General features: G+C 39.0%; 29 protein-coding genes and 1 riboswitch. Of the genes, 28 read left to right on the top strand and 1 reads right to left on the bottom strand.

The window, feature by feature from the left end:
* Positions 1-172 precede the first annotated feature (172 nt).
* The 6 genes from ACO1DI_RS09740 to ACO1DI_RS09715 all read left to right on the top strand — a co-directional run bounded on the left by ACO1DI_RS09740 (position 173) and on the right by ACO1DI_RS09715 (position 5,182).
* Positions 173-1,177 carry a FecCD family ABC transporter permease gene (locus tag ACO1DI_RS09740; RefSeq protein WP_014457871.1) on the top strand — a complete coding sequence of 335 codons (1,005 nt, stop codon included), beginning with the start codon at positions 173-175 and terminating at the stop codon, positions 1,175-1,177.
* Positions 1,174-2,223 carry a FecCD family ABC transporter permease gene (locus tag ACO1DI_RS09735; protein WP_116741526.1) on the top strand — a complete coding sequence of 350 codons (1,050 nt, stop codon included), beginning with the start codon at positions 1,174-1,176 and terminating at the stop codon, positions 2,221-2,223. Before ACO1DI_RS09740 ends, ACO1DI_RS09735 begins: the two co-directional genes overlap by 4 nt.
* Positions 2,224-2,249: 26 nt before the next feature.
* A complete protein-coding gene (locus ACO1DI_RS09730) occupies positions 2,250-3,077 on the top strand; it encodes an ABC transporter ATP-binding protein (protein ID WP_013059664.1) in 828 nt (275 codons plus the stop codon).
* Between the two features lie 82 nt (positions 3,078-3,159).
* Positions 3,160-3,837, top strand: coding sequence for an IucA/IucC family C-terminal-domain containing protein (locus ACO1DI_RS09725; protein ID WP_423145212.1), 678 nt, complete (start codon positions 3,160-3,162; stop codon positions 3,835-3,837).
* Positions 3,830-4,087, top strand: a complete 258-nt coding sequence (locus ACO1DI_RS09720; RefSeq protein WP_182421424.1) for a YusU family protein — start codon at positions 3,830-3,832, stop codon at positions 4,085-4,087. Before ACO1DI_RS09725 ends, ACO1DI_RS09720 begins: the two co-directional genes overlap by 8 nt.
* A 177-nt stretch (positions 4,088-4,264) precedes the next feature.
* The gene (locus ACO1DI_RS09715) at positions 4,265-5,182 is read left to right on the top strand and encodes a proline dehydrogenase family protein (protein WP_115655037.1); all 918 of its coding nucleotides are present in this window, start codon (positions 4,265-4,267) and stop codon (positions 5,180-5,182) included.
* Positions 5,183-5,261: 79 nt separating this feature from the next.
* Here the strand turns inward: ACO1DI_RS09715 and ACO1DI_RS09710 are convergent, their stop codons facing one another.
* Positions 5,262-5,411 carry a YuzL family protein gene (locus tag ACO1DI_RS09710; protein WP_013059660.1) on the bottom strand — a complete coding sequence of 50 codons (150 nt, stop codon included), beginning with the start codon at positions 5,409-5,411 and terminating at the stop codon, positions 5,262-5,264.
* A 184-nt stretch (positions 5,412-5,595) separates the two neighbouring features.
* On the opposite strand from ACO1DI_RS09710, the gene ACO1DI_RS09705 reads away from it, so the two are divergent.
* From ACO1DI_RS09705 to ACO1DI_RS09600, 22 genes are all read left to right on the top strand, one after another.
* Positions 5,596-7,977 (top strand): 3-hydroxyacyl-CoA dehydrogenase NAD-binding domain-containing protein, encoded by a 2,382-nt coding sequence (locus ACO1DI_RS09705; RefSeq protein WP_423145250.1) that lies wholly within the window; start codon positions 5,596-5,598, stop codon positions 7,975-7,977.
* A 12-nt stretch (positions 7,978-7,989) separates the two neighbouring features.
* Positions 7,990-9,168, top strand: a complete 1,179-nt coding sequence (locus ACO1DI_RS09700) for an acetyl-CoA C-acetyltransferase (RefSeq protein WP_014457877.1) — start codon at positions 7,990-7,992, stop codon at positions 9,166-9,168.
* Positions 9,169-9,191: 23 nt separating this feature from the next.
* Complete coding sequence (locus ACO1DI_RS09695) at positions 9,192-10,976, top strand: acyl-CoA dehydrogenase family protein (RefSeq protein ID WP_042991832.1); 1,785 nt, start codon at positions 9,192-9,194, stop codon at positions 10,974-10,976.
* Between the two features lie 115 nt (positions 10,977-11,091).
* The gene (locus ACO1DI_RS09690; protein WP_115655035.1) at positions 11,092-11,448 is read left to right on the top strand and encodes an arsenate reductase family protein; all 357 of its coding nucleotides are present in this window, start codon (positions 11,092-11,094) and stop codon (positions 11,446-11,448) included.
* A gap of 135 nt (positions 11,449-11,583) precedes the next feature.
* Positions 11,584-11,967, top strand: coding sequence for a glycine cleavage system protein GcvH (gene gcvH / locus ACO1DI_RS09685; RefSeq protein WP_014457880.1), 384 nt, complete (start codon positions 11,584-11,586; stop codon positions 11,965-11,967).
* Positions 11,968-12,046: 79 nt separating this feature from the next.
* On the top strand, positions 12,047-12,292 hold the full coding sequence (locus ACO1DI_RS09680; protein WP_014457881.1) for a YusG family protein: 246 nt from the start codon (positions 12,047-12,049) through the stop codon (positions 12,290-12,292).
* Between the two features lie 181 nt (positions 12,293-12,473).
* Positions 12,474-12,824: a toprim domain-containing protein gene (locus ACO1DI_RS09675; protein WP_025752660.1), complete on the top strand. Its 351-nt coding sequence runs from the start codon at positions 12,474-12,476 to the stop codon at positions 12,822-12,824.
* Between the two features lie 14 nt (positions 12,825-12,838).
* Positions 12,839-13,138 carry a thioredoxin family protein gene (locus ACO1DI_RS09670; protein WP_042991833.1) on the top strand — a complete coding sequence of 100 codons (300 nt, stop codon included), beginning with the start codon at positions 12,839-12,841 and terminating at the stop codon, positions 13,136-13,138.
* Positions 13,139-13,318: 180 nt separating this feature from the next.
* Positions 13,319-13,426, top strand: a riboswitch (SAM riboswitch).
* A gap of 131 nt (positions 13,427-13,557) precedes the next feature.
* Positions 13,558-14,583 carry a methionine ABC transporter ATP-binding protein gene (locus ACO1DI_RS09665; protein ID WP_014457884.1) on the top strand — a complete coding sequence of 342 codons (1,026 nt, stop codon included), beginning with the start codon at positions 13,558-13,560 and terminating at the stop codon, positions 14,581-14,583.
* Positions 14,576-15,244 carry a methionine ABC transporter permease gene (locus tag ACO1DI_RS09660; protein WP_013085342.1) on the top strand — a complete coding sequence of 223 codons (669 nt, stop codon included), beginning with the start codon at positions 14,576-14,578 and terminating at the stop codon, positions 15,242-15,244. Before ACO1DI_RS09665 ends, ACO1DI_RS09660 begins: the two co-directional genes overlap by 8 nt.
* A gap of 17 nt (positions 15,245-15,261) precedes the next feature.
* A complete protein-coding gene (locus ACO1DI_RS09655) occupies positions 15,262-16,098 on the top strand; it encodes a MetQ/NlpA family ABC transporter substrate-binding protein (RefSeq protein ID WP_014457885.1) in 837 nt (278 codons plus the stop codon).
* Positions 16,099-16,221: 123 nt separating this feature from the next.
* Complete coding sequence (locus ACO1DI_RS09650; RefSeq protein WP_013059648.1) at positions 16,222-16,587, top strand: carboxymuconolactone decarboxylase family protein; 366 nt, start codon at positions 16,222-16,224, stop codon at positions 16,585-16,587.
* A 240-nt stretch (positions 16,588-16,827) separates the two neighbouring features.
* Positions 16,828-17,613, top strand: a complete 786-nt coding sequence (gene sufC, locus ACO1DI_RS09645; RefSeq protein WP_013059647.1) for a Fe-S cluster assembly ATPase SufC — start codon at positions 16,828-16,830, stop codon at positions 17,611-17,613.
* Between the two features lie 17 nt (positions 17,614-17,630).
* The gene (gene sufD / locus ACO1DI_RS09640) at positions 17,631-18,938 is read left to right on the top strand and encodes a Fe-S cluster assembly protein SufD (RefSeq protein WP_226701655.1); all 1,308 of its coding nucleotides are present in this window, start codon (positions 17,631-17,633) and stop codon (positions 18,936-18,938) included.
* Positions 18,938-20,158 (top strand): cysteine desulfurase, encoded by a 1,221-nt coding sequence (locus tag ACO1DI_RS09635; protein WP_014457888.1) that lies wholly within the window; start codon positions 18,938-18,940, stop codon positions 20,156-20,158. Before sufD ends, ACO1DI_RS09635 begins: the two co-directional genes overlap by 1 nt.
* A complete protein-coding gene (gene sufU / locus ACO1DI_RS09630; protein WP_013085338.1) occupies positions 20,148-20,582 on the top strand; it encodes a Fe-S cluster assembly sulfur transfer protein SufU in 435 nt (144 codons plus the stop codon). Before ACO1DI_RS09635 ends, sufU begins: the two co-directional genes overlap by 11 nt.
* A 45-nt stretch (positions 20,583-20,627) precedes the next feature.
* Positions 20,628-22,025 (top strand): Fe-S cluster assembly protein SufB, encoded by a 1,398-nt coding sequence (gene sufB, locus ACO1DI_RS09625; RefSeq protein ID WP_013059643.1) that lies wholly within the window; start codon positions 20,628-20,630, stop codon positions 22,023-22,025.
* A gap of 101 nt (positions 22,026-22,126) precedes the next feature.
* Positions 22,127-22,981: a DUF72 domain-containing protein gene (locus tag ACO1DI_RS09620; RefSeq protein WP_014457889.1), complete on the top strand. Its 855-nt coding sequence runs from the start codon at positions 22,127-22,129 to the stop codon at positions 22,979-22,981.
* Positions 22,982-23,101: 120 nt separating this feature from the next.
* A complete protein-coding gene (locus ACO1DI_RS09615) occupies positions 23,102-23,404 on the top strand; it encodes a YunC family protein (RefSeq protein ID WP_423145211.1) in 303 nt (100 codons plus the stop codon).
* Positions 23,405-23,493: 89 nt separating this feature from the next.
* A complete protein-coding gene (gene yunB / locus ACO1DI_RS09610; RefSeq protein ID WP_013085335.1) occupies positions 23,494-24,246 on the top strand; it encodes a sporulation protein YunB in 753 nt (250 codons plus the stop codon).
* Positions 24,247-24,494: 248 nt separating this feature from the next.
* Entirely contained in the window at positions 24,495-26,009 is a 1,515-nt protein-coding gene (locus ACO1DI_RS09605; RefSeq protein WP_014457892.1) for a sodium-dependent transporter, read from the top strand.
* Positions 26,009-26,125 carry a methionine/alanine import family NSS transporter small subunit gene (locus ACO1DI_RS09600; RefSeq protein ID WP_107918137.1) on the top strand — a complete coding sequence of 39 codons (117 nt, stop codon included), beginning with the start codon at positions 26,009-26,011 and terminating at the stop codon, positions 26,123-26,125. Before ACO1DI_RS09605 ends, ACO1DI_RS09600 begins: the two co-directional genes overlap by 1 nt.
* The last annotated feature ends 30 nt before the right edge of the window (positions 26,126-26,155 follow it).

Below are 26,155 nucleotides of genomic sequence, written 5' to 3'. Positions count from 1 at the left end.
CCCCCTCGTAAGTGATAATGATTTTCATTAACAATTAAGATAATATTCTAACTTTTAAGCGGTGTCAATTAAAAGTTGAAAATGATTCTCAAAATCATTGACACTTTTTTCAATGTTTCCTAAACTAAAGGTTAGATATATATAGGAATCATCTTAGAGGAGAGCAATGAAAATGATGCTACGCAGTGTTCAAATGAAAGTAATGGGGCTCATCATTGGAATCATGCTGCTTTTAATCTGTATTGGATTAAGTATCGTACTCGGATACACAGATACAAGTATCAAAACAGCATTTGAAGCTTTTCAAGCGTTTAACGGTTCGAATGAGCACATAGTTATTCAAAATATTCGATTGCCGCGCGCTATAATCGGTGCTGTGGTAGGTATTTGTTTAGGAATTGCAGGAGCAATGATGCAGGCGTTAACGAAAAACCCACTTGCTTCACCGGATATTATTGGTGTGAACGCTGGGGCCAGCTTTTTTATCGTTGTTGCAGTGATGATTTTTTCGGTCAATTCACTTCAAGCTTTTACATGGATTGCATTTGTAGGAGCGGCATTAACCGTAGTGGTTGTCTATTTTCTTGGGTCCATTGGAAAAGAAGGGTTAACGCCTATTAAACTAACGCTTGCAGGAGCGGCTATTGCAGCCTTTTTCTCTTCTTTAACACAAGGACTGCTGGCTGTGGATGAATCTTCGCTTGATCAAGTCCTCTTTTGGCTGGCTGGGTCTGTGCAAGGACGCAAGGTTGAAATGCTGTATGGCATACTGCCTTATGTAGTGCCAGCAATTGTTGTTACTTTTTTTATCGCTTCAAAAATTAATATTTTAACGATTGGTGAAGACGTAGCCAAAGGATTAGGTCAAAGAACAGCTCTTGTCAAAATTATAAGCGGCATCATTATTGCGATCTTAGCCGGGGGAGCCGTTGCAGTAGCCGGTCCCATTAGCTTTGTCGGAATTATTGTTCCTCACGTTGTAAGAGCAATCGTAGGACAAGATTATCGCTGGGTATTTCCCTATAGTGCGGTTGTGGGCGGGATTTTAATTTTATTAGCTGATGTTGCGGCCAGGTATGTCATTATGCCTCAAGAAATCCCTGTTGGAGTCATGACTGCTGTTATTGGTACACCTTTCTTTATCTATATGGCAAGGAAAGGGGCAAAGGCGTCATGAAAACATACTTATCTCTTCGCTTAAAGAGAATTTCATTTTTAGTTAATATAAAAGCTACTCTAATCATTACCGGATTTTCAGCTTTCCTTGTTGCACTCTTTTTGTTAAGTGCAGGTACGGGTGACTTATTTATTAATCCACTTCGTGTAATTAAAATTTTAGCGGGTCATGGGTTGGAGTTTGAACGATTAGTTGTTACATCTTTTAGACTACCGCGTATTATTGTTGCCATTTGTGCTGGTATTTGTCTAGCTATTGCGGGCGCTATCTTGCAGGGGCTTGTGAGAAATCCGCTTGCTTCACCAGACTTAATTGGATTAACAGGAGGAGCGTCAGTTGGTGTAGTGTTATTTTTGACACTATTTAGTGATAAAAGCAACTCGTTAACCGTAAGTATTAATTGGATGCCTGTTAGCGCATTTTTAGGTGCCGTGGCAGTGGCGCTTTTGCTTTATGTGTTTGCCTGGAAAAATGGCGTCTCTCCTATTACACTAGTATTAATAGGAATTGGATTAACAGCGTTAACGAAAGCTATGACCACGCTGTTTATGATTATGGGTCCTATCTACCGCGCCAGTCAGGCAAATATTTGGATTACCGGAACGGTGTATGGTTCAAATTGGGCCAGTGTTTCCGTACTAGTTCCTGTTACAATAGGGCTGGTTATAATCACGATTTTAATGATTAGAAATTTAAATGTTCAAGAATTAGGTGAAGAAATTGCGACTAACGTTGGAAGTCGCGTTCAAAAAAATCGATTGGCACTATTGCTGATGAGCACAGCTTTAACTGGAAGTGCCGTTGCATTTGCCGGTGGAATTAGCTTTGTAGGATTACTTGCTCCTCATATTGCCCGAAAGCTTGTTGGTTCGTCATTTGGAGCTTTAATACCGCTATCGGCATTAATCGGAGCGATTTTAATCACGGCAGCAGATTTAATTGGCCGAACATTTTTCTTGCCAATCGAAGTGCCAGCAGGTGTATTTACAGCTGCAATTGGCGCACCGTACTTCATTTATTTACTATATAAACAAAGAAACGTATAGCATTCTTTGTAGAAGGAGCGATTCGCATGCATTCGTTAGAAACAAAATCGCTAACATTATCATATGGAGAAGCGATGATTATAGATGAGCTTGACGTTACCATCCCAAAGGGTGAGATTACAGTTTTTATCGGCAGTAATGGATGCGGAAAATCTACGCTGCTGCGTTCACTAGCAAGGTTGTTGAAGCCACATGCCGGCTCTATTTTACTAGAAGGCTCTAAAATTTCCTCTCTTCCTACCAAGGAAATTGCAAAGCAGCTAGCAATTCTTCCGCAAGGTCCTGTTGCACCTGAAGGGTTGACAGTGCTGCAGCTTGTTAAACAAGGGCGCTATCCGTATCAAAATTGGTTCCGTCAGTGGTCTCAAGAAGATGAAGAAAAAGTACAAAATGCACTCGAGGCAACAGGTTTAGCAGACTTGGCAGATCGTCAAGTTGATTCGCTTTCTGGGGGGCAGCGTCAGCGCGCATGGATTGCCATGACATTAGCACAAGATACGGATATTATTTTACTTGATGAACCGACAACGTATTTAGATATGACGCATCAAATTGAGATCTTGGACTTGTTATTTGAACTGAATGAAAAAGAAAATCGTACCATCGTAATGGTGCTGCATGATTTAAACTTAGCCTGCCGCTATGCTCATCATATTGTAGCGCTTCAAGATAAAAAAATCTATGCGCAGGGAAGACCAGAAGAAGTCATTAACTGTGATTTAGTACAGCGAGTCTTTAATATGAACTGCGAAGTGACGGTGGATCCGTTATTTGGAACGCCTCTTTGTATTCCTCATGGGCGCGGACGATGTATTGTGAATAAGCTGCGAGTTGAAACGCAGCATGCTCAATAAGAAAGAGCAAAGCGAGTTAGCAGAAAAATTCCGCTGTACGTTTAAAGATAACTCGCTGTACAGGTTGTCTCCTGCCAGCTGCATGGATGAAAGTAAGGTGAAGGTGCAGCTGTTATGGATTCAAGAGACGATGGAGGCCGCTAGTTTGAGAGCAGCTGCTTCAATGTTAGCGAAGCGGTATAGTTTTGTTGTGGTTGCGGCTTTGTATTCATTTATTGTGTTTCAAAAAAAGATAAATGCATCGACTAAAAATGTATCTTTGCATACCGAAGAAGTTGAAACGGTGTGGCTTCCAAAAGTGTTTATCTCAGAAATTGAGACGACAGAAGTAACAGAGGATAATCGCGAAATTCTTCTTGATGAACTTCTTGATGAATTGTTTGCTCATCAAATTGAGCCGATATGGTCAGTACTGCGTAAAGTGACAAAAATCTCAAAGCTGACGCTGTGGGAAAACGTAGCTGTTTATATTCACTGGCTTGATGATTTGCTTTTAGCAAACGAAGAAATAGACAATGTGCAAGTGCAAAAGAATTTACGATACGTGTTAGAAGAAGCTGAGGGCCGTCACTTTGGTTCATATCATCATAATCCGCTTGCTCGGTACAGTTCATCTCCTCAATATATAGAGAAACAAAAGCAGGAGATAAGAGGACGGCAAACGTGCTGTTTGTCCTACCAAACAGGAGCCAAAGAGACTTATTGTCGAACGTGTCCGGTTATTTGTAAACCAAAGAAAGGAGTGATTGCGCATGAGTAAAACCTTTCAAGAGCAATTCGACGGTTTGATTGCAAAGTATACGGAACTAATGGTTGGAGAAAGTGACGAACAGCTGCAGGAAAAAGTGAAAATGTGGGCACTTTACAACCATATCTCAAAATCTATGCCGCCTTTAACAAAGCATTGGAATCAATTATATCCAGAAGCAAAAGCGGAAATGGTCGAGATTGTGAAGGAAATAAAAGAGCTGAATGAAGCGCATCGAGCGTCAGAGCGAAAACCAGAATAAAAACATTCATCACAAAGCTGATGGATGTTTTTTTATCTAAAAGCTCTCGGTCGCTTTTTGATTTTGTATGCATATGTTAATAAAGGGTGCCTATCTATCTAGTTTGAAAAATGGTAAAATTAATGATAATTAAATAAATTTTGTGAGGCGTATGACAAGTGAAGGCGGGGGGTTGCTTTGGAACAAACGATAAGAAACTTTTTTTTATTGTTATCAAAAAGCAAAAAGTTAACAAAGCTGGCTAAGCGCTATGGCTTACGTTTTGGAGCAGCAAGATTTGTTGCAGGGGAAACCATCGATGAAGCTGTTAGTGTGATAAGAAAGCTAAATGAACAGGGATTGAAAGTAACGATTGATTATCTTGGCGAGTTTGTAGAAAGTGAGGCTGAAGTTGATCATGCTGCAGCTCAATGCATAAAGGCCATTCACCTTATACACAAAGAAAGATTAGATTCAGAAATTTCTTTAAAATTAACGTCTATGGGACTGGATATTTCAGAAGGTTTGGCGCTTCATCATATGCGGCGTATTCTTGAAGAAGCGGAAAAACATAGCGTATTTGTGACGATTGATATGGAGGACTATAAGAGATGCAGCAAGACGATTAAGCTATTTAAACAATTAAAAAATGAGTATGAACACGTAGGGACGGTGCTTCAAGCATACTTATATCGAACAGAAAGTGACGTCCGTGAATTAGATGCTTATGCTCCTAAATTAAGGTTAGTGAAAGGTGCATACAAAGAAGCAGCAGACGTGGCGTTTCCTGATAAAGAAGACGTAGACGAAAACTTCAAAAACATAATTGGACTACACCTATTAAACGGTCACTACACAGCAGTTGCTACTCACGATGAACGAATCATTCAGTATACAAAAGAGTTTGTTAAAAAGCATGGAATTCCAATCGATCAGTTTGAATTTCAGATGCTATACGGCATTCGATCAGAAAGGCAGGTTCAGCTTGTAGCAGAACAATATAAAATGAGAGTGTACGTTCCTTATGGAACGGACTGGTATGGATATTTTATGAGACGGCTTGCAGAAAGACCTGCAAATGTCGCATTTGTCTTAAAAGGAATCGTAAAAAAATAATAATGAAATGGTCGTGATGACAAAGTAAGAAATAATCAAAAATCGAACATGATTCGATTACTCATGTTCGATTTTGAGGTTAATGTCCTTGTGTATTATGCTTTGTGTACTGTTGGTTTTGAGATGTCTTTTTGCCACGGCCGTGCGGTTCATTGACAGGTCCAGCATTTCCCTTAACGCTTGCTGCGCTTACGCCTGCTGACGATGGATCCTTCTTTAATTTGCTCACAAAATCACCTCCTGTGTATTAAGATAACCAAACACATTAAAAATAGTTAGAGATAATATTGTGAATATATTGCGAAAATTTAAAAAATGTTTTATAGTAAAAACAGAGATTAACAGTGACTCTCTTTTTTTACGCATAAAATGAATGACCATTCATTCAATATATTAAAGGGGATGTGGGGATAATTATGAACATAAAAAAAGCCGCCGTTTTAGGTTCAGGAGTTATGGGATCTGGAATTGCAGCTCATTTAGCGAATGTAGGAATTCCAACGCTTTTGCTAGACGTGGTTCCAACTTCATTAACAGCAGACGAGGAAAAAAAACAGCTAACGCTTGAAGATAGGCAAGTGAGAAATTGGTTGAGTACAACTGCTCTAGCTAAATTAACGAAGCAAAAACCAGCGCCTTTAACGTCTAAGTCGTCACTATCGTTAATTACGCCAGGAAATCTTGAAGATCATTTACAGCAGTTAAGCGACTGTGATTGGATTATTGAAGTAGTAGTCGAACGTCTTGAGATTAAACAGCAGTTGTTTGAAAAAATTGACAGTGTAAGAAAAAAAGGAAGTATCGTAAGTTCAAATACTTCGGGAATATCGATCCACGAAATGGCTAAAGGACGCTCAGAAGATTTTAAAGCGCATTTTTTAGGAACGCACTTTTTTAATCCACCGCGTTATTTAAAGTTATTAGAAATCATTCCAACTCATGACACAAAACCAGAAATTGTTGAATATATGAAAACGTTTGGTGAAGATGTATTAGGTAAAGGAGTAGTTATTGCAAAAGATACGCCTAACTTCATCGCCAACCGTATCGGTACGTACGGTTTACTTGTGACCGTTCAAGAAATGTTAAAAGGTAATTACAGTGTGGGAGAAGTTGACTCTGTGACAGGCCCTTTAATTGGAAGACCAAAAAGCGCAACGTTTCGAACGTTAGACGTAGTGGGACTAGACACATTTATTCATGTGGCCAACAATGTATTTGACAAAGTGGAAGGCAAAGAAAAAGAAGTGTTTGATGTGCCTTTATTTATGAAACAAATGCAGGAAAATGGCTGGCTGGGAAGCAAGTCGGGGCAAGGCTTCTTTTTAAAGAAAGGCAAGGAAATTTTAGAACTTGATCCTAATACACTTCAATACGTCGAGAGAAAGAAGTTAAAAACAGCTTCTACCGAATTAAGCAAGCAGGCAAAAGGGCTGAAAAATAAAATGAAAGCGCTTATATATTCTGATGATCGTGCTGGACAGCTTCTTTGGAATGTGATCAGTCCCGTTCTTGTATATGCAGCACAGTTAAAAAATGAAATAGCCGACGATATCGTGGCCATTGATCAAGCTATGAAGTGGGGATTTGGCTGGAAAATGGGTCCTTTTGAAACGTGGGATGCAATTGGTTTAGAAAAGTCAATGGAGAAGATGGAGCAGTCTGGTTTAGCAGTTCCGCAGTGGATAAAACAAATGCAAGAAAATGGATTTACAAGCTTTTATAAAGAAATGGAAGGTCAAACGCTTTACTACGAAGATGATGAGTATAAAGCGGTAAAAGAAAATAAAAAGGTAATTCATCTGTCATCTTTACGTTCTCAAAATAATGTCATTTTAGAAAACAGCGGAGCGAGTTTAATTGATTTAGGAGATGATGTGGCGTGCCTGCAGTTTACATCTCCTAACAATGCGATTGGGCTAGATATTATCAGCTTATTAAATCAGTCTCTTGAAGAAGTGAACAAGAATTATAAGGGGCTGGTCATAGGAAACCAAGGCAAAAATTTCTGCGTTGGCGCTAACTTAGCTATGATTTTGATGGAAGCACAAGATGACAATTATTTTGAAGTTGAGCTTGTCATTAAACAATTTCAACAGGCAATGATGAAGGTGAAATACAATGAAAAGCCGGTTGTTGCAGCTCCATTTGCGATGACTCTTGGAGGCGGAGCAGAAATTTGCTTACCGTCAGCTAAAATCCAAGCTTCTGCTGAAACTTACATGGGCCTTGTAGAAGTAGGAGTCGGGTTAATTCCTGGCGGAGGAGGTAACAAGGAGCTTTATATCAAACAGCTAAATGGTTTACCGAACGGTGTAACGCTTGATCTTCAGCAAATTGCTAATAAAACATTTGAAACCATTGCTACTGCAAAAGTATCCACTTCTGCTGCTGAAGCTAGACAGCTAAACTTTTTAAATCGCTATGATGCTATCAGCGTAAACGGAGATCACTTGCTGAATGATGCGAAGAACTCAGTCCTTGCTTTACATGACACGGGCTATAAACCACCTGTAAGAACTAAGATTCCTGTGGTTGGAGAAACAGGATATGCAACGTTGCTGCTAGGAGCTCAATCCATGAAATATTCAGGATATATATCAGAACATGATTATAAAATTGCTAGTAAGTTAGCATTTGTGTTAGCCGGAGGACGTGTAGCGTTTGGTTCGGAAGTTGATGAAGAGTATTTGCTGGACTTAGAGAGAGAAGCATTTTTAAGCCTTGTTGGAGAAGTAAAGTCTCAAGAACGTATGCAGCACATGTTAGTTAAAGGAAAACCACTGCGTAATTAAGGGGGAGAAAAAATGAGAGAAGCAGTTATTGTAGCAGGTGCTAGGACACCGGTCGGAAAAGCAAAAAAAGGTTCACTGGCAAGTGTTAGACCTGATGATTTGGGAGCTATCGCGGTTAAAGAAACTCTTCGACGAGCAGGCGGATACGAAGGGCCAATTGATGATTTAATTATTGGTTGTGCGATGCCTGAAGCGGAACAAGGTTTGAATATGGCTCGAAATATTGGCGCTCTTGCGGGTTTGCCTTATACGGTGCCAGCAATAACGATTAATCGTTATTGTTCATCAGGTTTGCAAAGTATTGCCTACGGTGCAGAACGAATTATGCTAGGGCAAGCCAAAGCAGTGTTAGCTGGAGGAGCAGAATCAATGAGTTTTGTTCCGATGTTTGGAAACGTAGCACGTCCGAATGTTCAGCTGGTTGAAAATGCGCCGGAATATTATATGGGCATGGGACATACAGCAGAACAAGTGGCGATGAAATACGGCATTTCACGTGAAGACCAGGATGCATTTGCTGTACGCAGCCATCAAAAAGCAGCAAAAGCACTTCAAGAAGGGAAGTTTAACGACGAAATTGTTCCCGTGGAAGTGACGCTTCGAAAAATCGATGAAAACAATAAGCTCCGTGAACAAAAGCTGATGTTCTCTCAAGATGAAGGAGTTCGTCCCGGCACAACTGCGGATGTATTAGGAAAACTTCGTCCAGCCTTTTCGATTAAAGGATCCGTAACAGCTGGAAACTCTTCGCAGACAAGTGACGGAGCTGCATCCGTTTTTCTAATGGATAAAGAACAAGCTGAAGCAGAAGGCTTGAAGCCTTTGCTTAAGTTTCGCTCATTTGCAGTTGGAGGAGTTCCGCCTGAAGTAATGGGAATTGGCCCGGTAGCTGCCATCCCTAAAGCTCTTAAGCTAGCAGGGCTGGAGCTTTCTGATATTGGATTGTTTGAATTAAATGAAGCATTTGCTTCTCAAGCACTTGGCGTTATTCGTGAATTAAATATTAATGAAGATAAAGTAAATGTAAACGGAGGCGCTATTGCCTTAGGTCATCCATTAGGCTGTACTGGAGCTAAGCTGACTCTTAGCTTAATGCACGAAATGCAGCGTCGAAATGAGCAGTTTGGAATTGTCACCATGTGTATTGGCGGAGGAATGGGAGCTGCTGGTGTATTTGAATTGTTAGCATAATCATTTTAAAGGGGGATATGAACATGTCAAATAAAACAAAACAAATGATTAAAGGTGGAAGTTTTTTAATTGAAGAAGGCGATGCAAGCCGCGTCTACACGCCAGAGGATTATACATCTGAACAAAAGATGATTGCCAAGACGACAGATGAATTTGTAGAAAATGAAGTCCTTCCACAAGTGGAATATTTAGAAAAGCATGAGTTTGACCGTTCTGTAAAGCTATTAAAACAAGCTGGTGAATTAGGGTTGCTTGGTGCAGATGTACCGGAAGAATACGGTGGGCTTGGTTTAGATAAGATTACCTCGGCTTTAATTGCTGAAAAAATGTCTCGAGCAGGCGGATTTTCCATCACTCATGGTGCTCATGTAGGAATTGGATCATTGCCAATCGTCTTATTTGGAACAGAAGAGCAAAAACAAGCATATTTACCTGCTTTAGCGGTAGGGGAAAAAATAGCAGCATATGCGTTAACAGAACCTGGTTCTGGTTCCGATGCCCTCGGTGCTCGCACAACAGCTCGCCTTAACGCAGAAGGCACACACTATGTGTTAAATGGAGAAAAGCAGTGGATTACGAATGCCGGATTTGCTGATGTGTTCGTCGTGTACGCGAAAATTGACGGCGATAAATTTTCTGCTTTTATCGTTGAACGCGAATTTCCAGGTGTTTCGGTTGGACCGGAAGAGAAGAAAATGGGAATCAAAAGCTCATCAACCAGAACGTTGATTCTTGAAGATGCGCTTGTCCCAAAAGAGAACGTGTTAGGTGAAATTGGAAAAGGCCATGTGATTGCCTTTAACATTTTAAATATTGGACGCTATAAGCTTGGAGTTGGAGCAGTTGGAGCAGGGAAACGTGCGTTAGAAATTACGTCTCAATATGTTAACCAGCGTCAGCAGTTTAAAACGCCAATCGCTAGATTCTCATTAACGCAAGAAAAGTTAGCCACAATGGCTTCTAAATTGTATGCAACTGAAAGCTCTGTTTACCGTACGGTAGGACTTTTTGAAGACCATATGGGCCAGCTTTCCGAAGAACAGCAAAAAGACGGAAAGCAAATTGCCGCTTCCATTGCTGAATATGCCATTGAATGCTCATTAAATAAAGTGTTTGCAACGGAATCTCTTGACTATATCGTAGATGAAGGGGTGCAGCTTCACGGAGGCTATGGTTTTATGAGTGAGTATGAAATCGAGCGCCTGTATCGTGATTCCCGCATTAACCGTATTTTTGAAGGAACAAATGAAATTAATCGTCTCTTAGTACCAGGCACATATTTACGCAAAGCGCTAAAAGGAGAGCTTCCGCTGCTTCAAAAAGCACAAACGCTTCAAGAAGAATTGATGATGCTTATGCCGCAGGAAGTAGGGAATGAGCCGTTAGATCAAGAAAAAATGCTTGTGCAAAATGGGAAGAAAATTGCGCTCTTGCTTTTAGGTCTAGCTGCACAGAAATACGGTAAAGAATTAGAGAAAGAACAAGAAATTCTCGTTAATATTTCCGATATGATTAGTAACGTATATGCAATGGAATCCACTGTTTTACGTACTGAAAAAGCCATTTCCAAAACAGGAGTAGATCAAAACAGCTTAAAAGTAAAATATACGCAAGTATTCTGCCAAGAAGCATTTAATCGAATCGAAGCAGATGCAAAAGAAACGTTAATTGGCGTTGAACAAGGTGATACGCTTAGAGTTATGCTTTCGTCTCTTCGTAAGTTAACTCGCTATACACCAATTAATGTAATTAGCGTAAAGCGCGAGATTGCAAAAACACTTCTAGAAGTAGAGAAGTTCACAGTTTAAGAAAAAAGGAGCTCGTTTTACGAGCTCCTTTTTGTTTAAGAAGCCTCTATCTAGGTAAATGATAAAGGATGTGTTAAAATACGAAAAAAGCTTAAAATAAAGGGTGGTTGACGAAATGTCATTGTTTTTTTATTCATATCCAAAGTGTGGCACGTGCCGAAAAGCAAAGAAGTGGCTGGATGATAATGGAGTAGCGTATGAAGAAATTCATATTGTAGAAAACCCGCCAACAAAAGAGCAGCTGCAGTCTTATTATCAGAACAGCGGTTTAGAATTAAAAAAATTCTTTAATACAAGCGGTAAAAAATATCGCGAATTAGGACTGAAAGATAAAGTAAGCAGTGCGAGTGAAGATGAACTTCTATCGATTCTTGCATCAGATGGCATGTTAATTAAGCGTCCGCTGCTAACAGATGGACAAAAAGTAACGCTTGGTTTCAAAGAAGAGCAGTTTGAGAACGTGTGGAAGTAAGTTTTCAAATAGAAAATTTTTACCTTTTACGTTACACTGTTAATAGGAAGTTATTTTAGGTTGTAGAAAGTGTTCTCCACGTTGAAGGCGCTTTTTATATAAACAAATTACGATACATATTTTGGAGGGATTAAGATGAGTACACCAAAAGATTTGCGTTATTCTGAAGAGCATGAATGGGTAAAAACAGAAGGAGACGTTGTCCGCGTAGGTATTACACATTTCGCTCAGGCTGAGCTTGGAGACATCGTATTCGTTGAACTGCCAGAAGTAGGAGCAACAGTAGAAGCTGACGAGCCGTTTGGTAGCGTTGAATCAGTAAAAACAGTTTCTGAGCTTTATGCACCAATTAGCGGTGAAGTTGTAGCAGTAAACGACAACTTAGGCGATAGCCCTGAACTTGTTAATGAATCTCCATACGAAGAAGCATGGATGATTACAATCAAACCATCTGATGCTTCTCAAGTAGACAAGCTGATGACAGCAGAGCAATACGAAGAAATGACAAACGAAGGATAATACTCCTCCATAAATTGTCTTTATGAAAAGTTTTTGACTGGACACTCTATTAGTAAACAAGCTAAAGGAGTGTCTTTTTATGTTTGAAAAACAAAAAATGGACGTTACAGATCGCGTTACAGCTAAATTTCATGACGGCGGTATGAAATTATATGTTGATAAGCAGCCAATTGGTGAAGTTAGTTATGGGACAAGCGGCAATGAATACCGCTTTGAAGAAGGATATTCGCAAGAAAATAATAAGTTCTATCAATATGCGGACGTACAAAAACAAGGTGAAACGCAAAAATATACAGACTGCGACGAAGAAGCAGGATGGTGCTAAACAGTGGCAACTGCCGCTGTTTTTCTTGTTTTATGGAAATAATATGGCCTAAACTGCCTTTTAAAAGAGTTCTTTCTTGCAAATTTCTTTTAAAAAACAGGTGAACTGTGATACATTAACGAATATTGTATAGCATAAAGAAATGATGTTACTATACAACTGACGATTACGGGTGATGAAAATGGGGCTAATTGAAATTGAAAAAGTAATTATTGTCGAAGGAAAATCAGATAAAAAGCGTATTCAAGATATCATTCGAGAACCAATTGAAATTATTTGTACAAACGGTACGATTAGTTTATCAAAGCTGGATGAAATTATTGACTGTACGTTTAACAAAGAGGTATACATACTCGTTGACTCTGATGATTCAGGGAATAAGCTGAGAAAACAATTTAAACGAGAGCTTCCGGAAGCAGAGCATTTATATATTGATAAAATGTACCGAGAAGTTGCTGCCGCCCCTAGACATCACATAGCAACAGTATTACTGAGTGCCAATATCGATGTTAATGCAGAATTTTTAACATAAAAGGAATGAGCAACATGCAAGAATGGAGCGAAAAACAGCTTGATGATCAGTTAAAAGAAGGAGAAAGAGCCTTTATCTTTTTCCATACGCCTTTTTGCGGAACGTGTCAGCTGGCAAAAAAAATGTTAACCGTGGCAGAAGCGATGCTGCCGGATGTAACCATCGGAATGAGCAATTTAAATTATATGCCTTCAAAAGCAGAGTTATTTTCCATTGAAAGTGTACCTTGTTTGATTGAAGTGAAAAATGGCGAAATGATAAAAAAACTTTATGCGTTTCATTCCATCGAGCACGTGCTTGAAGAACTTCGATAATCAAACGTTTGTTTAAAATGAAGAAATGGAAAGAGAGCGAACCGTTGGGGCTGTTGAAATCTTGGGATATTATCCCAAGGGTAAAATCTGTTGACAGCCTATCTGACACATGCTAAAATCACACTCATGAATGTTCATAAATGAATGAATATTTCCCAAAAACAAAATAATTGTTGCGAACTCTTATCAAGAGAGGTGGAGGGACTGAGCCCTGTGAAACCCGGCAACCGTCAGACTAACTGAAATGGTGCCAATTCCTGCAAAGCTATGCGCTTTGAAAGATGAGAGAAAGGATTAAATATCGAGCCTTTCTGTCATGCGCAGAGAGGCTTTTTTGATGGGGAAAAATGTTTTACGGCTTTTTCATTCTATAGGGCAACCTAACATAATCAAGTTTTTACTAAAGAAGGTGAAGAAATATGATTACATTAACAGACGTTACAAAAATTTATCAGGCTAAAAGCGGTCGAGTAACAGCTGTTGATAATGTGAATCTAACCGTTAACCAAGGTGAAATTTACGGAATTATTGGTTATAGCGGAGCGGGGAAAAGTTCTTTGATTCGCTTGCTAAACGGATTAGAAACACCAACGACAGGAACGGTCGAAGTAGCAGGTAATGATATTGGAAAAATTAAAGGCGGAAAACTCAGAAAAGCTAGACAAGAAATTAGTATGGTATTTCAGCACTTTAATATCTTGTGGTCACGTACGGTACGAGAAAATATTGCCTTTCCGTTAGAAATAGCAGGGATTTCAAAAGAAAAAAGAATGAAACGAGTAGACGAACTTATTAAGCTGGTCGGGCTTGAAGGGCGTGAAGATGCTTATCCATCACAGCTTAGCGGCGGACAAAAGCAGCGTGTTGGGATTGCTCGAGCGCTAGCGAACAATCCAAAAGTATTGCTTTGTGATGAAGCAACATCAGCGCTTGATCCCCAAACGACAGATTCCATTTTAGATCTGTTAGTAGATATTAATGAAAAGCTTGGGTTAACCATTGTATTGATTACTCATGAAATGCACGTCATTCGTAAAATTTGTCATCGAGTAGCCGTTATGGAAAATGGGGCAGTAGTAGAAGAAGGACAAGTGCTAGAAGTATTCAGAAAACCTAAGCAGCCGATTACAAAACGATTCGTTCAACAGATTTCTGAACCAGAGGAAACGTTTGAAACGATTGAACAAGTAAAAGAGCTGTATCCAAGCGGGCAAATTATTCAGCTGACGTTTGTTGGCGGAAAAGCAGAGCAACCGCTCATTACAACGATTTTAAAACAGTTTGATGTAACGATTAATATTTTGCAAGGAAAGATTTCTCATACACAAACAGGTTCATACGGGACGTTGTTCGTTCATTTAGACGGAGAATTAACAGAAGTTGAAAAAGTCATTGCATACATTCATGAGCAGCAGGTAGAAGTGGAGGTAATGACGAATGCTTGAGAAACTATTTCCAAACGTTATTTTAGATGATTTTATTCAAGCGACAAATGAAACACTATATATGACGGCTATTTCAGTTATAGCCACGTTTGTTCTAGGTATTTTATTGGGGTTGCTTTTATTTTTAACGTCCAAAGGACAGCTTTGGCAAAACAAACCTTTATATGCCATTGTGTCAGCAGTTGTAAATATTTTTCGTTCCATTCCATTCATTATTTTAATTGTTTTACTGATTCCATTTACCAAAGCGTTGGTAGGAAGTATTTTAGGCGCTAACGCAGCGTTACCGGCTTTAATTGTTGGAGCAGCACCATTCTATGCGCGTCTTGTAGAAATTGGTCTGCGTGAAATTGATAAAGGTGTTATTGAAGCTGCTAAATCAATGGGAGCCACAACAAGCACTATTATCTTTAAAGTGCTGTTACCTGAATCGCTGCCAGCTTTGATTTCCGGTTTGACAGTAACAACCATTGCGTTAGTCGGTTATACGGCAATGGCGGGTGTGATTGGAGCTGGAGGTCTTGGAAACCTTGCATATTTAGAAGGATTCCAGCGCAGTCATAATGACGTAACGCTAGCCGCTACGATCTTAATTTTGATTATTGTATTTATTATCCAACTTATTGGAGATGCGATTACTGCAAAAATTGATAAAAGATAAAGGGAGGACTATTTATTATGAAGAAATGGCTTTCAGCTTTAGCATTAACATCTGCGCTAGTAGTAGGATTAGCTGCATGTGGATCTAACAATGGATCGAAAGATGAAAAGAAAATTGTCGTGGGTGCATCTAATACGCCTCATGCTGAAATTTTAGAACAAGCAAAACCGATTTTAGAAAAACAAGGAATTGACTTAGAAATTAAAAAATTCCAAGATTACATCTTACCGAACACAGCTCTTGCAAACAATGAAATTGATGCAAACTATTTCCAGCACGTTCCTTATATGAATTCAGTGCTAAAAGATCATAAAGGTGAAAAAGGGTATGATTTTGTAAGTGCCGGTGCCATTCACATTGAACCAATTGGTATCTACTCTAAAAAATACAAAAGCTTAAAAGATCTTCCGAAAAACGGCACAGTTATTATGCGTGATGCAGTAGCAGAGCAAGGACGTATTTTATCGATTTTTGAAAAAGCTGGCGTGATCAAATTAAAACCAGGCGTAAAGAAAACAGACGCACAAATTAAAGATATTGTGGAAAACCCTAAGAATTTAAAATTTAAAGCCGATGTTGAAGGCGGATTGTTACCTCAAATGTACAAAAACAATGAAGGTGACGCTGTTGTTATCAATGCTAACTATGCTATCGATGCTGGTTTAGATCCAGTAAAAGATCCGATCGCAGTGGAAAGCAAAGAAAATAACCCTTATGCAAATATCATTACGGTTCACAAAGGTGACGAAAATAAAGATACAGTGAAAGCTTTAGTGAAAGTTCTTCACTCTAAAGAAATTCAAGACTATATTAAAGAAAAATACAAAGGCGGAGTACTGCCGGTAAATAAATAATAGAAGAAAAGCACTTGTCCCCTCTGGGCAAGTGCTTTTTTTTGTATGCCGCAAAACGAATAACTCTTATTTTTCTCACGCATACTAACCGTGAAAACTTTACTGATGATGGGAGCTGACGTTATGCAGCAAGAAGCACGTCATTCAACTGAGCAAGCACTTCATGATTATAAAATGGGTGTTGGGAAATTTAGTGAAAAATTGCCGGAAGTAACAAAAACGTTTAATGCGTTTACTGAAGCATGTTTTGGAGAAGGTTCTCTTTCTAAAAAAGAAAAGCAGTTAATCGCGCTAGGAATCAGCGTAGTAGCTCAAGACGAGTACTGTATGATTTATCATACAAAAGGCTGCATTGATCAAGGTGCAACTGAGCAAGAAATTTTAGAAGCATGCGGAGTGTCAGCAGCATTTGGCGGAGGCGCAGCGATGAGTCAGTCCGTTACACTTGTCCAAGAGTGTATTTCAGAACTGACTAGCCACACGCACTAAGTAAATATAACACGTAAAAAAAGCTTGTCTTAGAAGGCTCCGCAGAGTCTTTTAAGGCAACTTTTTTATGATTGAATTTAGTCTGAAAAAACGTACATAATGGTTTAAAACCTTTTGGGTCAAAAGGTTGCTATAAGTTTTCATTTGTTATAAGATTGTAATGAGAATAAAATGAGAATAATTAAAAAGATATAGGTATATCGTTTTTTACTATATACGTCTATAACTGGAGGTTTTAATATGGCAGGGTCAACTTTAACAATTAAAGATCTTCATGTTGCAATTGAAGGTAAAGAAATTTTAAAAGGTGTTAATTTAGAAGTTAAGGGCGGCGAAATCCATGCAATCATGGGACCAAACGGTACTGGTAAATCAACATTATCTTCAGCAATCATGGGACATCCTAAATACGAGGTTACACAAGGAAGCATCACGCTAGACGGCGAAGATGTACTTGAGATGGAAGTAGATGAGCGCGCTCGTGCAGGTCTATTCCTAGCGATGCAATATCCAAGTGAAATCAGCGGGGTAACAAATGCTGACTTCTTACGTTCAGCAATTAATGCTCGTCGTGAAGAAGGCGAAGAAATTTCACTAATGAAATTCATCCGTCAATTAGACAAAAACATGGATTTCTTAGAAATGGATCAAGACATGGCTCAGCGTTACCTAAACGAAGGTTTCTCTGGCGGTGAGAAGAAGCGTAATGAAATTCTTCAATTAATGATGCTTCAACCAGGAATTGCAATTTTAGATGAAATCGACTCTGGTTTAGATATCGATGCGTTAAAAGTTGTATCAAAAGGTATTAATGAACTGCGCGGCAGCGAGTTTGGTTGCTTAATGATTACTCACTACCAACGTTTACTAAACTATATTACACCAGATAAAGTTCACGTTATGATGCAAGGTCGCGTTGTAAAATCAGGCGGACCAGAATTAGCACAGCGTCTAGAGGCAGAAGGTTATGACTGGATCAAACAAGAATTAGGTATTGAAGACGAAACTGTAGAGCAAGAAGCTTAAGAGTTAGGAGGATCTCTATGACTATTGATACGAAATTACCATTTGATCAAGAGTACATCAGCAGCTTTTCAAAAGAAGCTAATGAACCAAGTTGGCTGCTAGATCTTCGCTTACAAGCTCTTGCGAAAGCAGAAGATCTTGCACTTCCAAAGCCAGATAAAACAAACATTTCGAAATGGAACTTTACTGCATTTGACAAGCACACTTCACAGGCAAGCACAATCTCATCTGTAGACGAGCTTCCAGAAGTGGTTAAAGCACTGATTGATACAGAAGCTGTTAAAAATCTATATGTTCAGTGTGACCAAACAGCTGCATATTCAACATTAACAGAAGAGCTAAAGTCTCAAGGCGTTATCTTCACAGATATTCAAACAGCTGCTAAAGAGCATAGCGACCTTGTTGAGAAGTACTTCATGAAAGACGGAGTTAAAGTAGATGAGCACCGTTTAACTGCATTAAACGCAGCGTTATTAAACGGCGGTGTATTTGTATACGTTCCTAAAAATGTAGAAGTACAAGAGCCTCTTCAAGCTGTATTTGTCCGTGAAGATGAAGAAGCAGCTTTATTCAACCATGTTATCGTTGTAGCTGAAGACAACAGCTCAGTAACATATGTAGAAAACTACATTGCTACTGCTGAAGAGTCAAACGGTGTTGTCAATATCGTGACGGAAGTATTCGCTAACAGCAATGCAAAAGTAACGTTTGGAGCTGTTGACTACTTAGCTAAAGGTACAACTACTTATGTGAACCGCCGAGGTGTAGCTGGCAAAGATGGTCGCATTGAGTGGGCTTTAGGCTTAATGAGTGAAGGAAATACAGTTTCAGAAAATACAACGTATCTAATGGGCGACGGTTCATATGGAGATACAAAAACGGTAACAGTTGGACGTGGAGAGCAGTCTCAAAACTTAACAACAAGTATCGTACACTTCGGAAAACATTCTGAAGGCTACATTTTAAAACACGGCGTTATGAAAGAAAGCGCGTCTTCAATCTTTAACGGTATCGGTAAAATTGAACACGGTGCATCTAAATCAAACGCAGAGCAAGAATCTCGTGTGTTAATGTTAAGTGAAAAAGCACGTGGAGACGCAAACCCAATTCTTCTAATTGATGAAGATGATGTAACAGCAGGACACGCTGCATCTGTTGGACGCGTAGATCCAATTCAGCTTTACTACTTAATGAGCCGCGGTATTCCGCAAACAGAAGCAGAACGTCTAGTTATTCACGGGTTCTTAGCACCAGTGGTAAACGAGTTGCCAATCGAAACGGTTAAAAAGCAATTAACAGATTTAATTGAAAGGAAAGTTCGATAATGAATATCTCTGATATTCGTAAACAATTTCCTATTTTAGACCAAGAGGTAAATGGCAGCCCACTCGTTTATTTAGACAGTGCAGCAACTTCACAAAAGCCGCTTGCTGTAATTGAAGCAATTGAGAAGTATTACAAAGAATATAACTCAAACGTACACCGAGGTGTTCACACGCTTGGTACAAAAGCAACAGACGGATACGAAGGCGCTCGTGAAAAGGTTCGTAAGTTTATTAATGCAAAATCAACGGAAGAGATTATCTTTACGCGCGGTACAACGACAGCTCTTAATACAGTAGCTGCAAGCTATGGCCGTGCGAATCTTAAACCTGGTGATGAAATTGTGATTACTTATATGGAACATCACAGTAACATCATTCCTTGGCAGCAAGTTGCCAAGGAAACAGGTGCAACGTTAAAATATATTTCATTAACAGAAGATCATGCACTTTCACTAGAAGAGGTAAAAAGCACGATTACATCTAACACAAAAATTGTATCGATTATGCAAGTATCTAACGTATTGGGCACGATTAACCCAGTAAAAGAAATTGCAGAAATTGCACACGCTAACGGTGCAGTAATGGTTGTGGATGGTGCGCAAAGTACACCTCACATGAAGGTGGATGTACAAGATTTAGACTGTGATTTCTTTGCTTTCTCTGGACATAAAATGGGCGGACCAACTGGAATCGGCGCTCTTTATGGAAAGAAAGAGCTTCTTGAAAAAATGGAACCAATCGAGTTTGGTGGCGAAATGATTGACTTCGTAAACCTATACGAATCAACGTGGAAAGAGCTTCCTTGGAAATTTGAAGGGGGTACGCCAATCATTGCAGGTGCAATTGGTTTAGGTGCAGCGATTGATTTCTTAGAAGAAGTTGGTTTAGATAACATTCAAGCACATGAGCACAAGTTAGCGCAATATGCACTGGATCGCTTATCGCAAGTAGATGGAATTACGATTTACGGACCGAAAGAGCGAGCGGGTGTTGTGACGTTTAATATTGAAGATGTGCATCCGCACGACGTTGCAACAGTAGTAGACGCTGATGGAATTGCGATTCGTGCAGGTCATCACTGTGCGCAGCCGCTGATGAAATATTTAAACGTATCTTCTACTGCACGTGCGAGCTTCTATCTGTATAATACAGAAGAAGAAGTAGATAAATTGGTGTCATCATTAATAAAAACGAAGGAGTATTTTACAAATGGCTTTTAATAATTTAGATACTCTCTATCGTCAAGTAATTATGGACCATTATAAAAACCCGCGTAATCGTGGAACGTTGAATGAAGATACTGTGAACATTCATATGAATAACCCGACGTGCGGAGACCGCATTGAGCTTTCTTTAAAAGTAGAGGACGGCAAAGTGGTGGATGCAAAGTTCGAAGGTGAAGGATGTTCAATTTCAATGTCATCAGCTTCAATGATGACACAAGCAATTAAAGGTCAAGAAGTAGACAAAGCGTTTAAAATGGCCCATATCTTCTCTGACATGATGCAAGGTAAAGAGTATGATGATAGTATAGATTTAGGAGATATTGAAGCACTTCAAGGTGTAGCAAAATTTCCTGCGCGTATTAAATGTGCAACACTAGCGTGGAAAGCGATGGAAAAAGGTCTTAACGAACAAAAATAAGACCTTCATTCATTCCCAATCCTATCAAGTAGGGGGTAATAAAAGATGGCTAAAAAAATGCCAGAAATCGGCGATTATAAATATGGATTTTCCGATAAAGACGTATCAATTTTCCGCTCTAAACGCGGTTTAACAAAAGAAATCGTAGAAGAAATTTCTCGTATGAAAGAGGAACCACAATGGATGCTTGACTTCCGTTTGAAATCTCTAGAGCACTTCTACAACATGCCAATGCCACAGTGGGGCGGAGACATGGCAAGCTTAGACTTCGATGAAATTACGTACTACGTAAAACCATCTGAGAAGTCTGAACGCTCTTGGGATGAAGTTCCTGAAGAAATTAAACAAACGTTTGATAAACTAGGTATTCCTGAAGCAGAGCAAAAGTATCTTGCGGGTGTATCAGCTCAGTACGAATCTGAAGTTGTTTATCACAATATGAAAGAAGATCTTGAAGCGCAAGGTATCGTATTTAAAGATACAGATACGGCGCTAAAAGAAAACGAAGATATTTTCCGCGAGCATTTTGGAAAAGTTATCCCGCCAACGGATAACAAATTCTCTGCTCTTAACTCAGCGGTTTGGTCTGGTGGATCATTCATTTACGTACCAAAAGGCGTAAAAGTAGATACACCATTACAAGCTTATTTCCGTATTAACTCTGAAAATATGGGACAGTTTGAGCGTACGTTAATTATTGCTGATGAAGGCTCACACGTCCACTATGTAGAGGGCTGTACAGCACCTGTTTATACAACAAACTCTCTTCACAGTGCCGTTGTAGAAATTATCATCAAAAAAGATGCGTATTGCCGCTATACAACAATTCAAAACTGGGCGAACAACGTATACAACCTTGTAACAAAACGTGCAGTTTGTGAAGCAAACGCAACAATGGAATGGATTGATGGAAACATCGGTTCTAAGTTAACAATGAAATATCCAGCTGTTATCTTAAAAGGTGAAGGTGCACGTGGTATGACATTATCTATTGCCCTTGCTGGTAAAGGACAGCACCAAGATGCTGGTGCAAAAATGATTCACTTAGCACCGAACACATCTTCAACGATCGTATCAAAATCAATTTCAAAACAAGGCGGTAAAGTAACATACCGCGGTATCGTACACTTCGGCCGTAAAGCAGAAGGTGCACGTGCGAACATTGAGTGTGATACGCTAATTATGGATAATCAATCAACTTCTGATACAATTCCGTACAATGAGATTTTAAACGATAACATCTCACTTGAGCATGAAGCGAAGGTATCGAAAGTATCTGAAGAACAATTATTCTATCTAATGAGCCGCGGTATTTCTGAAGAAGAAGCAACAGAAATGATTGTAATGGGCTTTATTGAACCATTTACAAAAGAGCTTCCAATGGAATATGCAGTAGAAATGAACCGTCTAATCAAATTCGAAATGGAAGGTTCAATCGGTTAATAATAGATAAAAACTCGTTTGCTGTTTATGCAAACGAGTTTTTTTGTATCGTTTGTATTAAAATAAAGAAAAGCAATCTAAGGAAATAGAGGAGGAATGGCATGATTTATATTGGAGTCACAGGCTGGGGAGATCATGATTCATTATATGAAGCGGGCGTTTCATCAAGAGACAAGCTTGCCGTATACGCAGGCCATTTTCCAATTGTTGAAGTCGATTCATCTTTTTATGCAATTCAACCTAAATCAAATGTAGAAAAGTGGGTGAATGATACACCCGAATCTTTTCGTTTTGTGGTAAAAGCCTATCAAGGCATGACAGGGCATATGAGAGAAGGAAATCCGTTTGATAGCAAAGAAGAAATGTTTCATGCATTTTTAGAATCAGTGAAGCCGTACGTAAGTTCAAATAAGCTGGCCATGATTTTATTTCAAATGCCACCGTGGTTTGACTGTACAAAAGAAAACGTAGCATATTTGAGATATAGCCGTGAAAAGTTTGGAGATTTGCCAGTAGCCCTTGAGTTTCGAAATCAGTCTTGGTTTAAGCCGTTTTTCTACGATAAAACGCTAACGTTTATGGAACAAGAGAAGTGGATTCATGGTATTTGTGATGAACCGCAAGCAGGAGAAGGATCTATTCCCATTGTGATTCATGCTACAGATAAACAGAAAACACTCATACGTTTTCATGGACGAAACGTACATGGTTGGAACAAGCCAGCAGAAGGAAATTGGCGAGCGGTAAGGTTTTTGTATCGTTACAATGAAAAAGAGCTCCTAGAGTGGAAAGAACGTCTTGAAAAGCTGCAAAAACAAACGAAGGACATTTACCTGTTATTTAATAATAACTCCGGCGGAGATGCTGTACATAATGCCAAACAGCTCATGAGTTTATTAAATATTGAATACGAGAATTTAGCTCCTAAGCAACTAGATTTTTTTAACGAATTTTAGCACCGAGTTCTATAAAATGTGTGAGGATTACTCTAAACGTTAAATAGGTAGAAAAGTATATGTAAAACCTCACTTTTTTCTTTCAATATCATAAATTGATTAAGAAAGGAGTGAGCTACTATGATTACCTTATCGCCTATCGTAATTGAAGGTCATACGTTTAATGCAGTTACCGTATTGCTGCCAAAAACAACTTTGTTAACAATTTCATCAGATAAAGGCTACATTATGTGCGGAGCACTAGACGTAGGTCTATTAAATGATAAATTAGCTGATCGTCAAATAATAGCTGGAAGAGCTGTAGGTGTACGTACAATTGAGCAGCTTCTTGAAGCGCCGCTTGAATCTGTAACGCTTGAATCTGAAAAAAGAGGGATTTTTAAAGGCACAATTGGCAAAGATGCTTTATTGAAAATGCTTTAATATAGTCGAGAATTTAAGATAAAACTTTTTAAAAGAAGCGTGAACCTCCTTATACATGCATACATATAGCTTGTAAGGAGGGATTTTTTTTGGTTAAACTTCGTCGGAAATTAACAAGAAAAGGCCCGCTTCCTTTTCGTTACGTTCTGTTGCTCACCTTTCTTTTTTTTATGCTTTCCACAGGGGTAGGATTATGGCTAATTAATAGAGGGATTGAACCAACGTTGATGAAATATGCTGAAGCACAAACAAAAGAGATTGCAACTTTAGTTATTAATAAAGCGGTGAATAAACAGGTACTCGATCAGCTCGACGTAGATGTCATTAAAGTGGAATCTACACCTAACGGTCAAGTAGCCAAAATTGACACAGCGCTTGTGAACCGAGTTAGAGCTCAAACTACGTCATTTGTCCAGGCTAACTTAAAAGAAGCAGAGAAAGGGAATTTAGATGCCCTTGAACTTCCAACAGATATTCGTATTGAAAAAAGTGAAAAGTTGCGGAATCAAGGAATTGTCTACCAAGTCCCGCTTGGGCAGGCTACGAATAATGCTCTGCTTGGAAATCTAGGTCCGCTGATTCCGGTTAAATTTCATGCTATTGGTGACGTTCAAACAGACGTAGTGCGAAAAATCGAGGAGTATGGAATAAATAATGCGTTTCTTGAAGTATCTATCAAAGTAAAAGTAAACATGCAAATCATTATCCCATTTGCAACTAAAAAAACAACCGTTACGGCTACAATCCCAGTCGGAGGCACCGTTATTCCTGGAAATGTTCCTGACTATTTTAACGGTGGAAACTCGTCTTCTCCAGCGATTGAACTTCCGAAGAAAAATTAACAATATTATATTAACGTGATAAAGTGTTATTGAAAAAGCAGGTGTGGAAGTTCAAAAAGACTTTCATACCTGCTTTTATTCATTGGGATATTTGTCTGAATTTTCTATAAAAAATATTTTGACATACTATCTTCTCCCTTCTATAATTTGAGATAGGAACTTATAGAAAGAATAATCTAAAAATTATAAAAATTATCGTTGATCTACGATAAAAAGAGAGTAGAGAGAGAACAAGAGGGGGAATTACAGTGGAAAATAGGCCGCAGTGGGGATCAAGAGCAGGGTTTATTTTAGCAGCAGCAGGGTCAGCAATTGGACTAGGGAATATATGGAGGTTTCCGGCTACTGCATATGAAAACGGAGGAGGAGCATTTTTTCTTCCCTATTTATTTGCTTTGTTGACGGCAGGAATTCCTATTTTAATCATGGAGTTTGCTATAGGTCATAAATATAAAGGTTCCTCTCCTTTATCGTTAGCGAGACTAAGTCCAAAGGCTGAGTGGCTGGGCTGGTGGCAAGTAGCTATTTCATTTTTTATTTCCGTTTACTACTCTGTCATTATCGCATGGGCGATGTCGTATTTTATCTTTTCATTTAAGTTAAGCTGGGGAAAGGACACGGAAGCGTTCTTATATGGAGATTACTTAAAATTAGCTGAAGCACCAGGACAAACAGGAAGCATCGTATTACATGTTTTAATTCCGCTTGTACTTGTATGGATTGTAACATTAGGTGTGTTATTAAAGGGAATCAAAAAAGGAATTGAAGCAGCAAACAAAATCTTTTTACCAACACTAATTGTTCTATTTTTAATCATTGTCATTCGAGCAGTAACATTGGACGGAGCAATGGAAGGTCTGCACGCTTTCTTTAAACCAAACTGGAGCGCAATTGGAGATGGAAAGGTTTGGATTGCAGCATATGGTCAAATTTTCTTTAGTTTATCTGTTGGTTTTGCTATTATGATCACTTATTCCAGTTACCTTCCAAAAAAATCTGATTTAACTAATAATGCGTTTATTACTGGATTCGGTAATTCTGCTTTTGAATTACTAGCAGGAATCGGTGTGTTTAGCGCACTTGGTTTTATGGCTACTCAGCAAGGTATCCCAATCGATAAGGTGGTTCAGGGAGGGGTAGGACTAGCCTTTGTTGTTTTCCCGCAAATTATTAATGAATTTCCGGCCTTTAAACAGCTGTTTGGAATGTTATTCTTTGCTTCCTTAACATTAGCAGGATTAACGTCGCTTATTTCAATTATTGAAACATTTGTAGCAGGCATTCAAGATAAATTTACTATCTCACGTACAAAATCTGTATTAATAGGCGGAGGAATCGCTTCAATTTGCTCGCTATTATTTGCAACACAAGGCGGACTTTATTTCTTAGATGTGGTCGATTATTTCATTAATAACTTCGGGGTTGCTTTAGCAGGCTTAGTAGAAGTTGTATTAGTTGCTTGGGTATTTAAAAAGCTGAGCAGCCTTCAGCAGCATGCAAACGAAGTTTCTGATATCCGAATCGGTTCATGGTGGAAGATATGTTTAGGAGTAGTTACACCACTTGTACTTGGGTATATGATGTTTGATAACTTCCGAAAAAATATTTCGGAAAATTACGAGCAGTATGCAACGGCTTTTGTAGGTCCTTTTGGTTGGGGCGTGGCAGCTCTGGCTGTTATTTTAGGCATTGCTTTTTCTTTTGCACGATGGAAAGATGGGACGATTCGTTTGTCAGTTAAAGAGAAGGGGGTTTCTAAATAATGGATGGAAGTTCAATGACAATGATGGTTGTAGGGATGGTCATCATATGGGGCGGCTTGGCCGCAAGTATTGCTCATGCTGTGAAAAAAGCAAAAGAAAGTAAAGCATCAGGATAAAAAAACAGGAAGCATCAGCTTCCTGTTTTT

The sequence above is a fragment of the Priestia sp. 40 genome, assembly GCF_049368575.1.
Classification (GTDB): domain Bacteria; phylum Bacillota; class Bacilli; order Bacillales; family Bacillaceae_H; genus Priestia; species Priestia zanthoxyli.
This window is presented reverse-complemented; position numbering and strand designations above follow the sequence as displayed.

Bases quoted from the DNA above. Each gene is read 5' to 3' on its own strand.
- ACO1DI_RS09740 (WP_014457871.1), top strand. From the start codon at position 173: ATGATGCTACGCAGTGTTCAAATGAAAGTAATGGGGCTCATCATTGGA.
- ACO1DI_RS09735 (WP_116741526.1), top strand. From the start codon at position 1,174: ATGAAAACATACTTATCTCTTCGCTTAAAGAGAATTTCATTTTTAGTT.
- ACO1DI_RS09730 (WP_013059664.1), top strand. From the start codon at position 2,250: ATGCATTCGTTAGAAACAAAATCGCTAACATTATCATATGGAGAAGCG.
- ACO1DI_RS09725 (WP_423145212.1), top strand. From the start codon at position 3,160: ATGGATGAAAGTAAGGTGAAGGTGCAGCTGTTATGGATTCAAGAGACG.
- ACO1DI_RS09720 (WP_182421424.1), top strand. From the start codon at position 3,830: ATGAGTAAAACCTTTCAAGAGCAATTCGACGGTTTGATTGCAAAGTAT.
- ACO1DI_RS09700 (WP_014457877.1), top strand. From the start codon at position 7,990: ATGAGAGAAGCAGTTATTGTAGCAGGTGCTAGGACACCGGTCGGAAAA.
- ACO1DI_RS09695 (WP_042991832.1), top strand. From the start codon at position 9,192: ATGTCAAATAAAACAAAACAAATGATTAAAGGTGGAAGTTTTTTAATT.
- ACO1DI_RS09690 (WP_115655035.1), top strand. From the start codon at position 11,092: ATGTCATTGTTTTTTTATTCATATCCAAAGTGTGGCACGTGCCGAAAA.
- gcvH (WP_014457880.1), top strand. From the start codon at position 11,584: ATGAGTACACCAAAAGATTTGCGTTATTCTGAAGAGCATGAATGGGTA.
- ACO1DI_RS09680 (WP_014457881.1), top strand. From the start codon at position 12,047: ATGTTTGAAAAACAAAAAATGGACGTTACAGATCGCGTTACAGCTAAA.
- ACO1DI_RS09675 (WP_025752660.1), top strand. From the start codon at position 12,474: ATGGGGCTAATTGAAATTGAAAAAGTAATTATTGTCGAAGGAAAATCA.
- ACO1DI_RS09670 (WP_042991833.1), top strand. From the start codon at position 12,839: ATGCAAGAATGGAGCGAAAAACAGCTTGATGATCAGTTAAAAGAAGGA.
- ACO1DI_RS09665 (WP_014457884.1), top strand. From the start codon at position 13,558: ATGATTACATTAACAGACGTTACAAAAATTTATCAGGCTAAAAGCGGT.
- ACO1DI_RS09660 (WP_013085342.1), top strand. From the start codon at position 14,576: ATGCTTGAGAAACTATTTCCAAACGTTATTTTAGATGATTTTATTCAA.
- ACO1DI_RS09655 (WP_014457885.1), top strand. From the start codon at position 15,262: ATGAAGAAATGGCTTTCAGCTTTAGCATTAACATCTGCGCTAGTAGTA.
- ACO1DI_RS09650 (WP_013059648.1), top strand. From the start codon at position 16,222: ATGCAGCAAGAAGCACGTCATTCAACTGAGCAAGCACTTCATGATTAT.
- sufC (WP_013059647.1), top strand. From the start codon at position 16,828: ATGGCAGGGTCAACTTTAACAATTAAAGATCTTCATGTTGCAATTGAA.
- sufD (WP_226701655.1), top strand. From the start codon at position 17,631: ATGACTATTGATACGAAATTACCATTTGATCAAGAGTACATCAGCAGC.
- ACO1DI_RS09635 (WP_014457888.1), top strand. From the start codon at position 18,938: ATGAATATCTCTGATATTCGTAAACAATTTCCTATTTTAGACCAAGAG.
- sufU (WP_013085338.1), top strand. From the start codon at position 20,148: ATGGCTTTTAATAATTTAGATACTCTCTATCGTCAAGTAATTATGGAC.
- sufB (WP_013059643.1), top strand. From the start codon at position 20,628: ATGGCTAAAAAAATGCCAGAAATCGGCGATTATAAATATGGATTTTCC.
- ACO1DI_RS09620 (WP_014457889.1), top strand. From the start codon at position 22,127: ATGATTTATATTGGAGTCACAGGCTGGGGAGATCATGATTCATTATAT.
- ACO1DI_RS09615 (WP_423145211.1), top strand. From the start codon at position 23,102: ATGATTACCTTATCGCCTATCGTAATTGAAGGTCATACGTTTAATGCA.
- ACO1DI_RS09600 (WP_107918137.1), top strand. From the start codon at position 26,009: ATGGATGGAAGTTCAATGACAATGATGGTTGTAGGGATGGTCATCATA.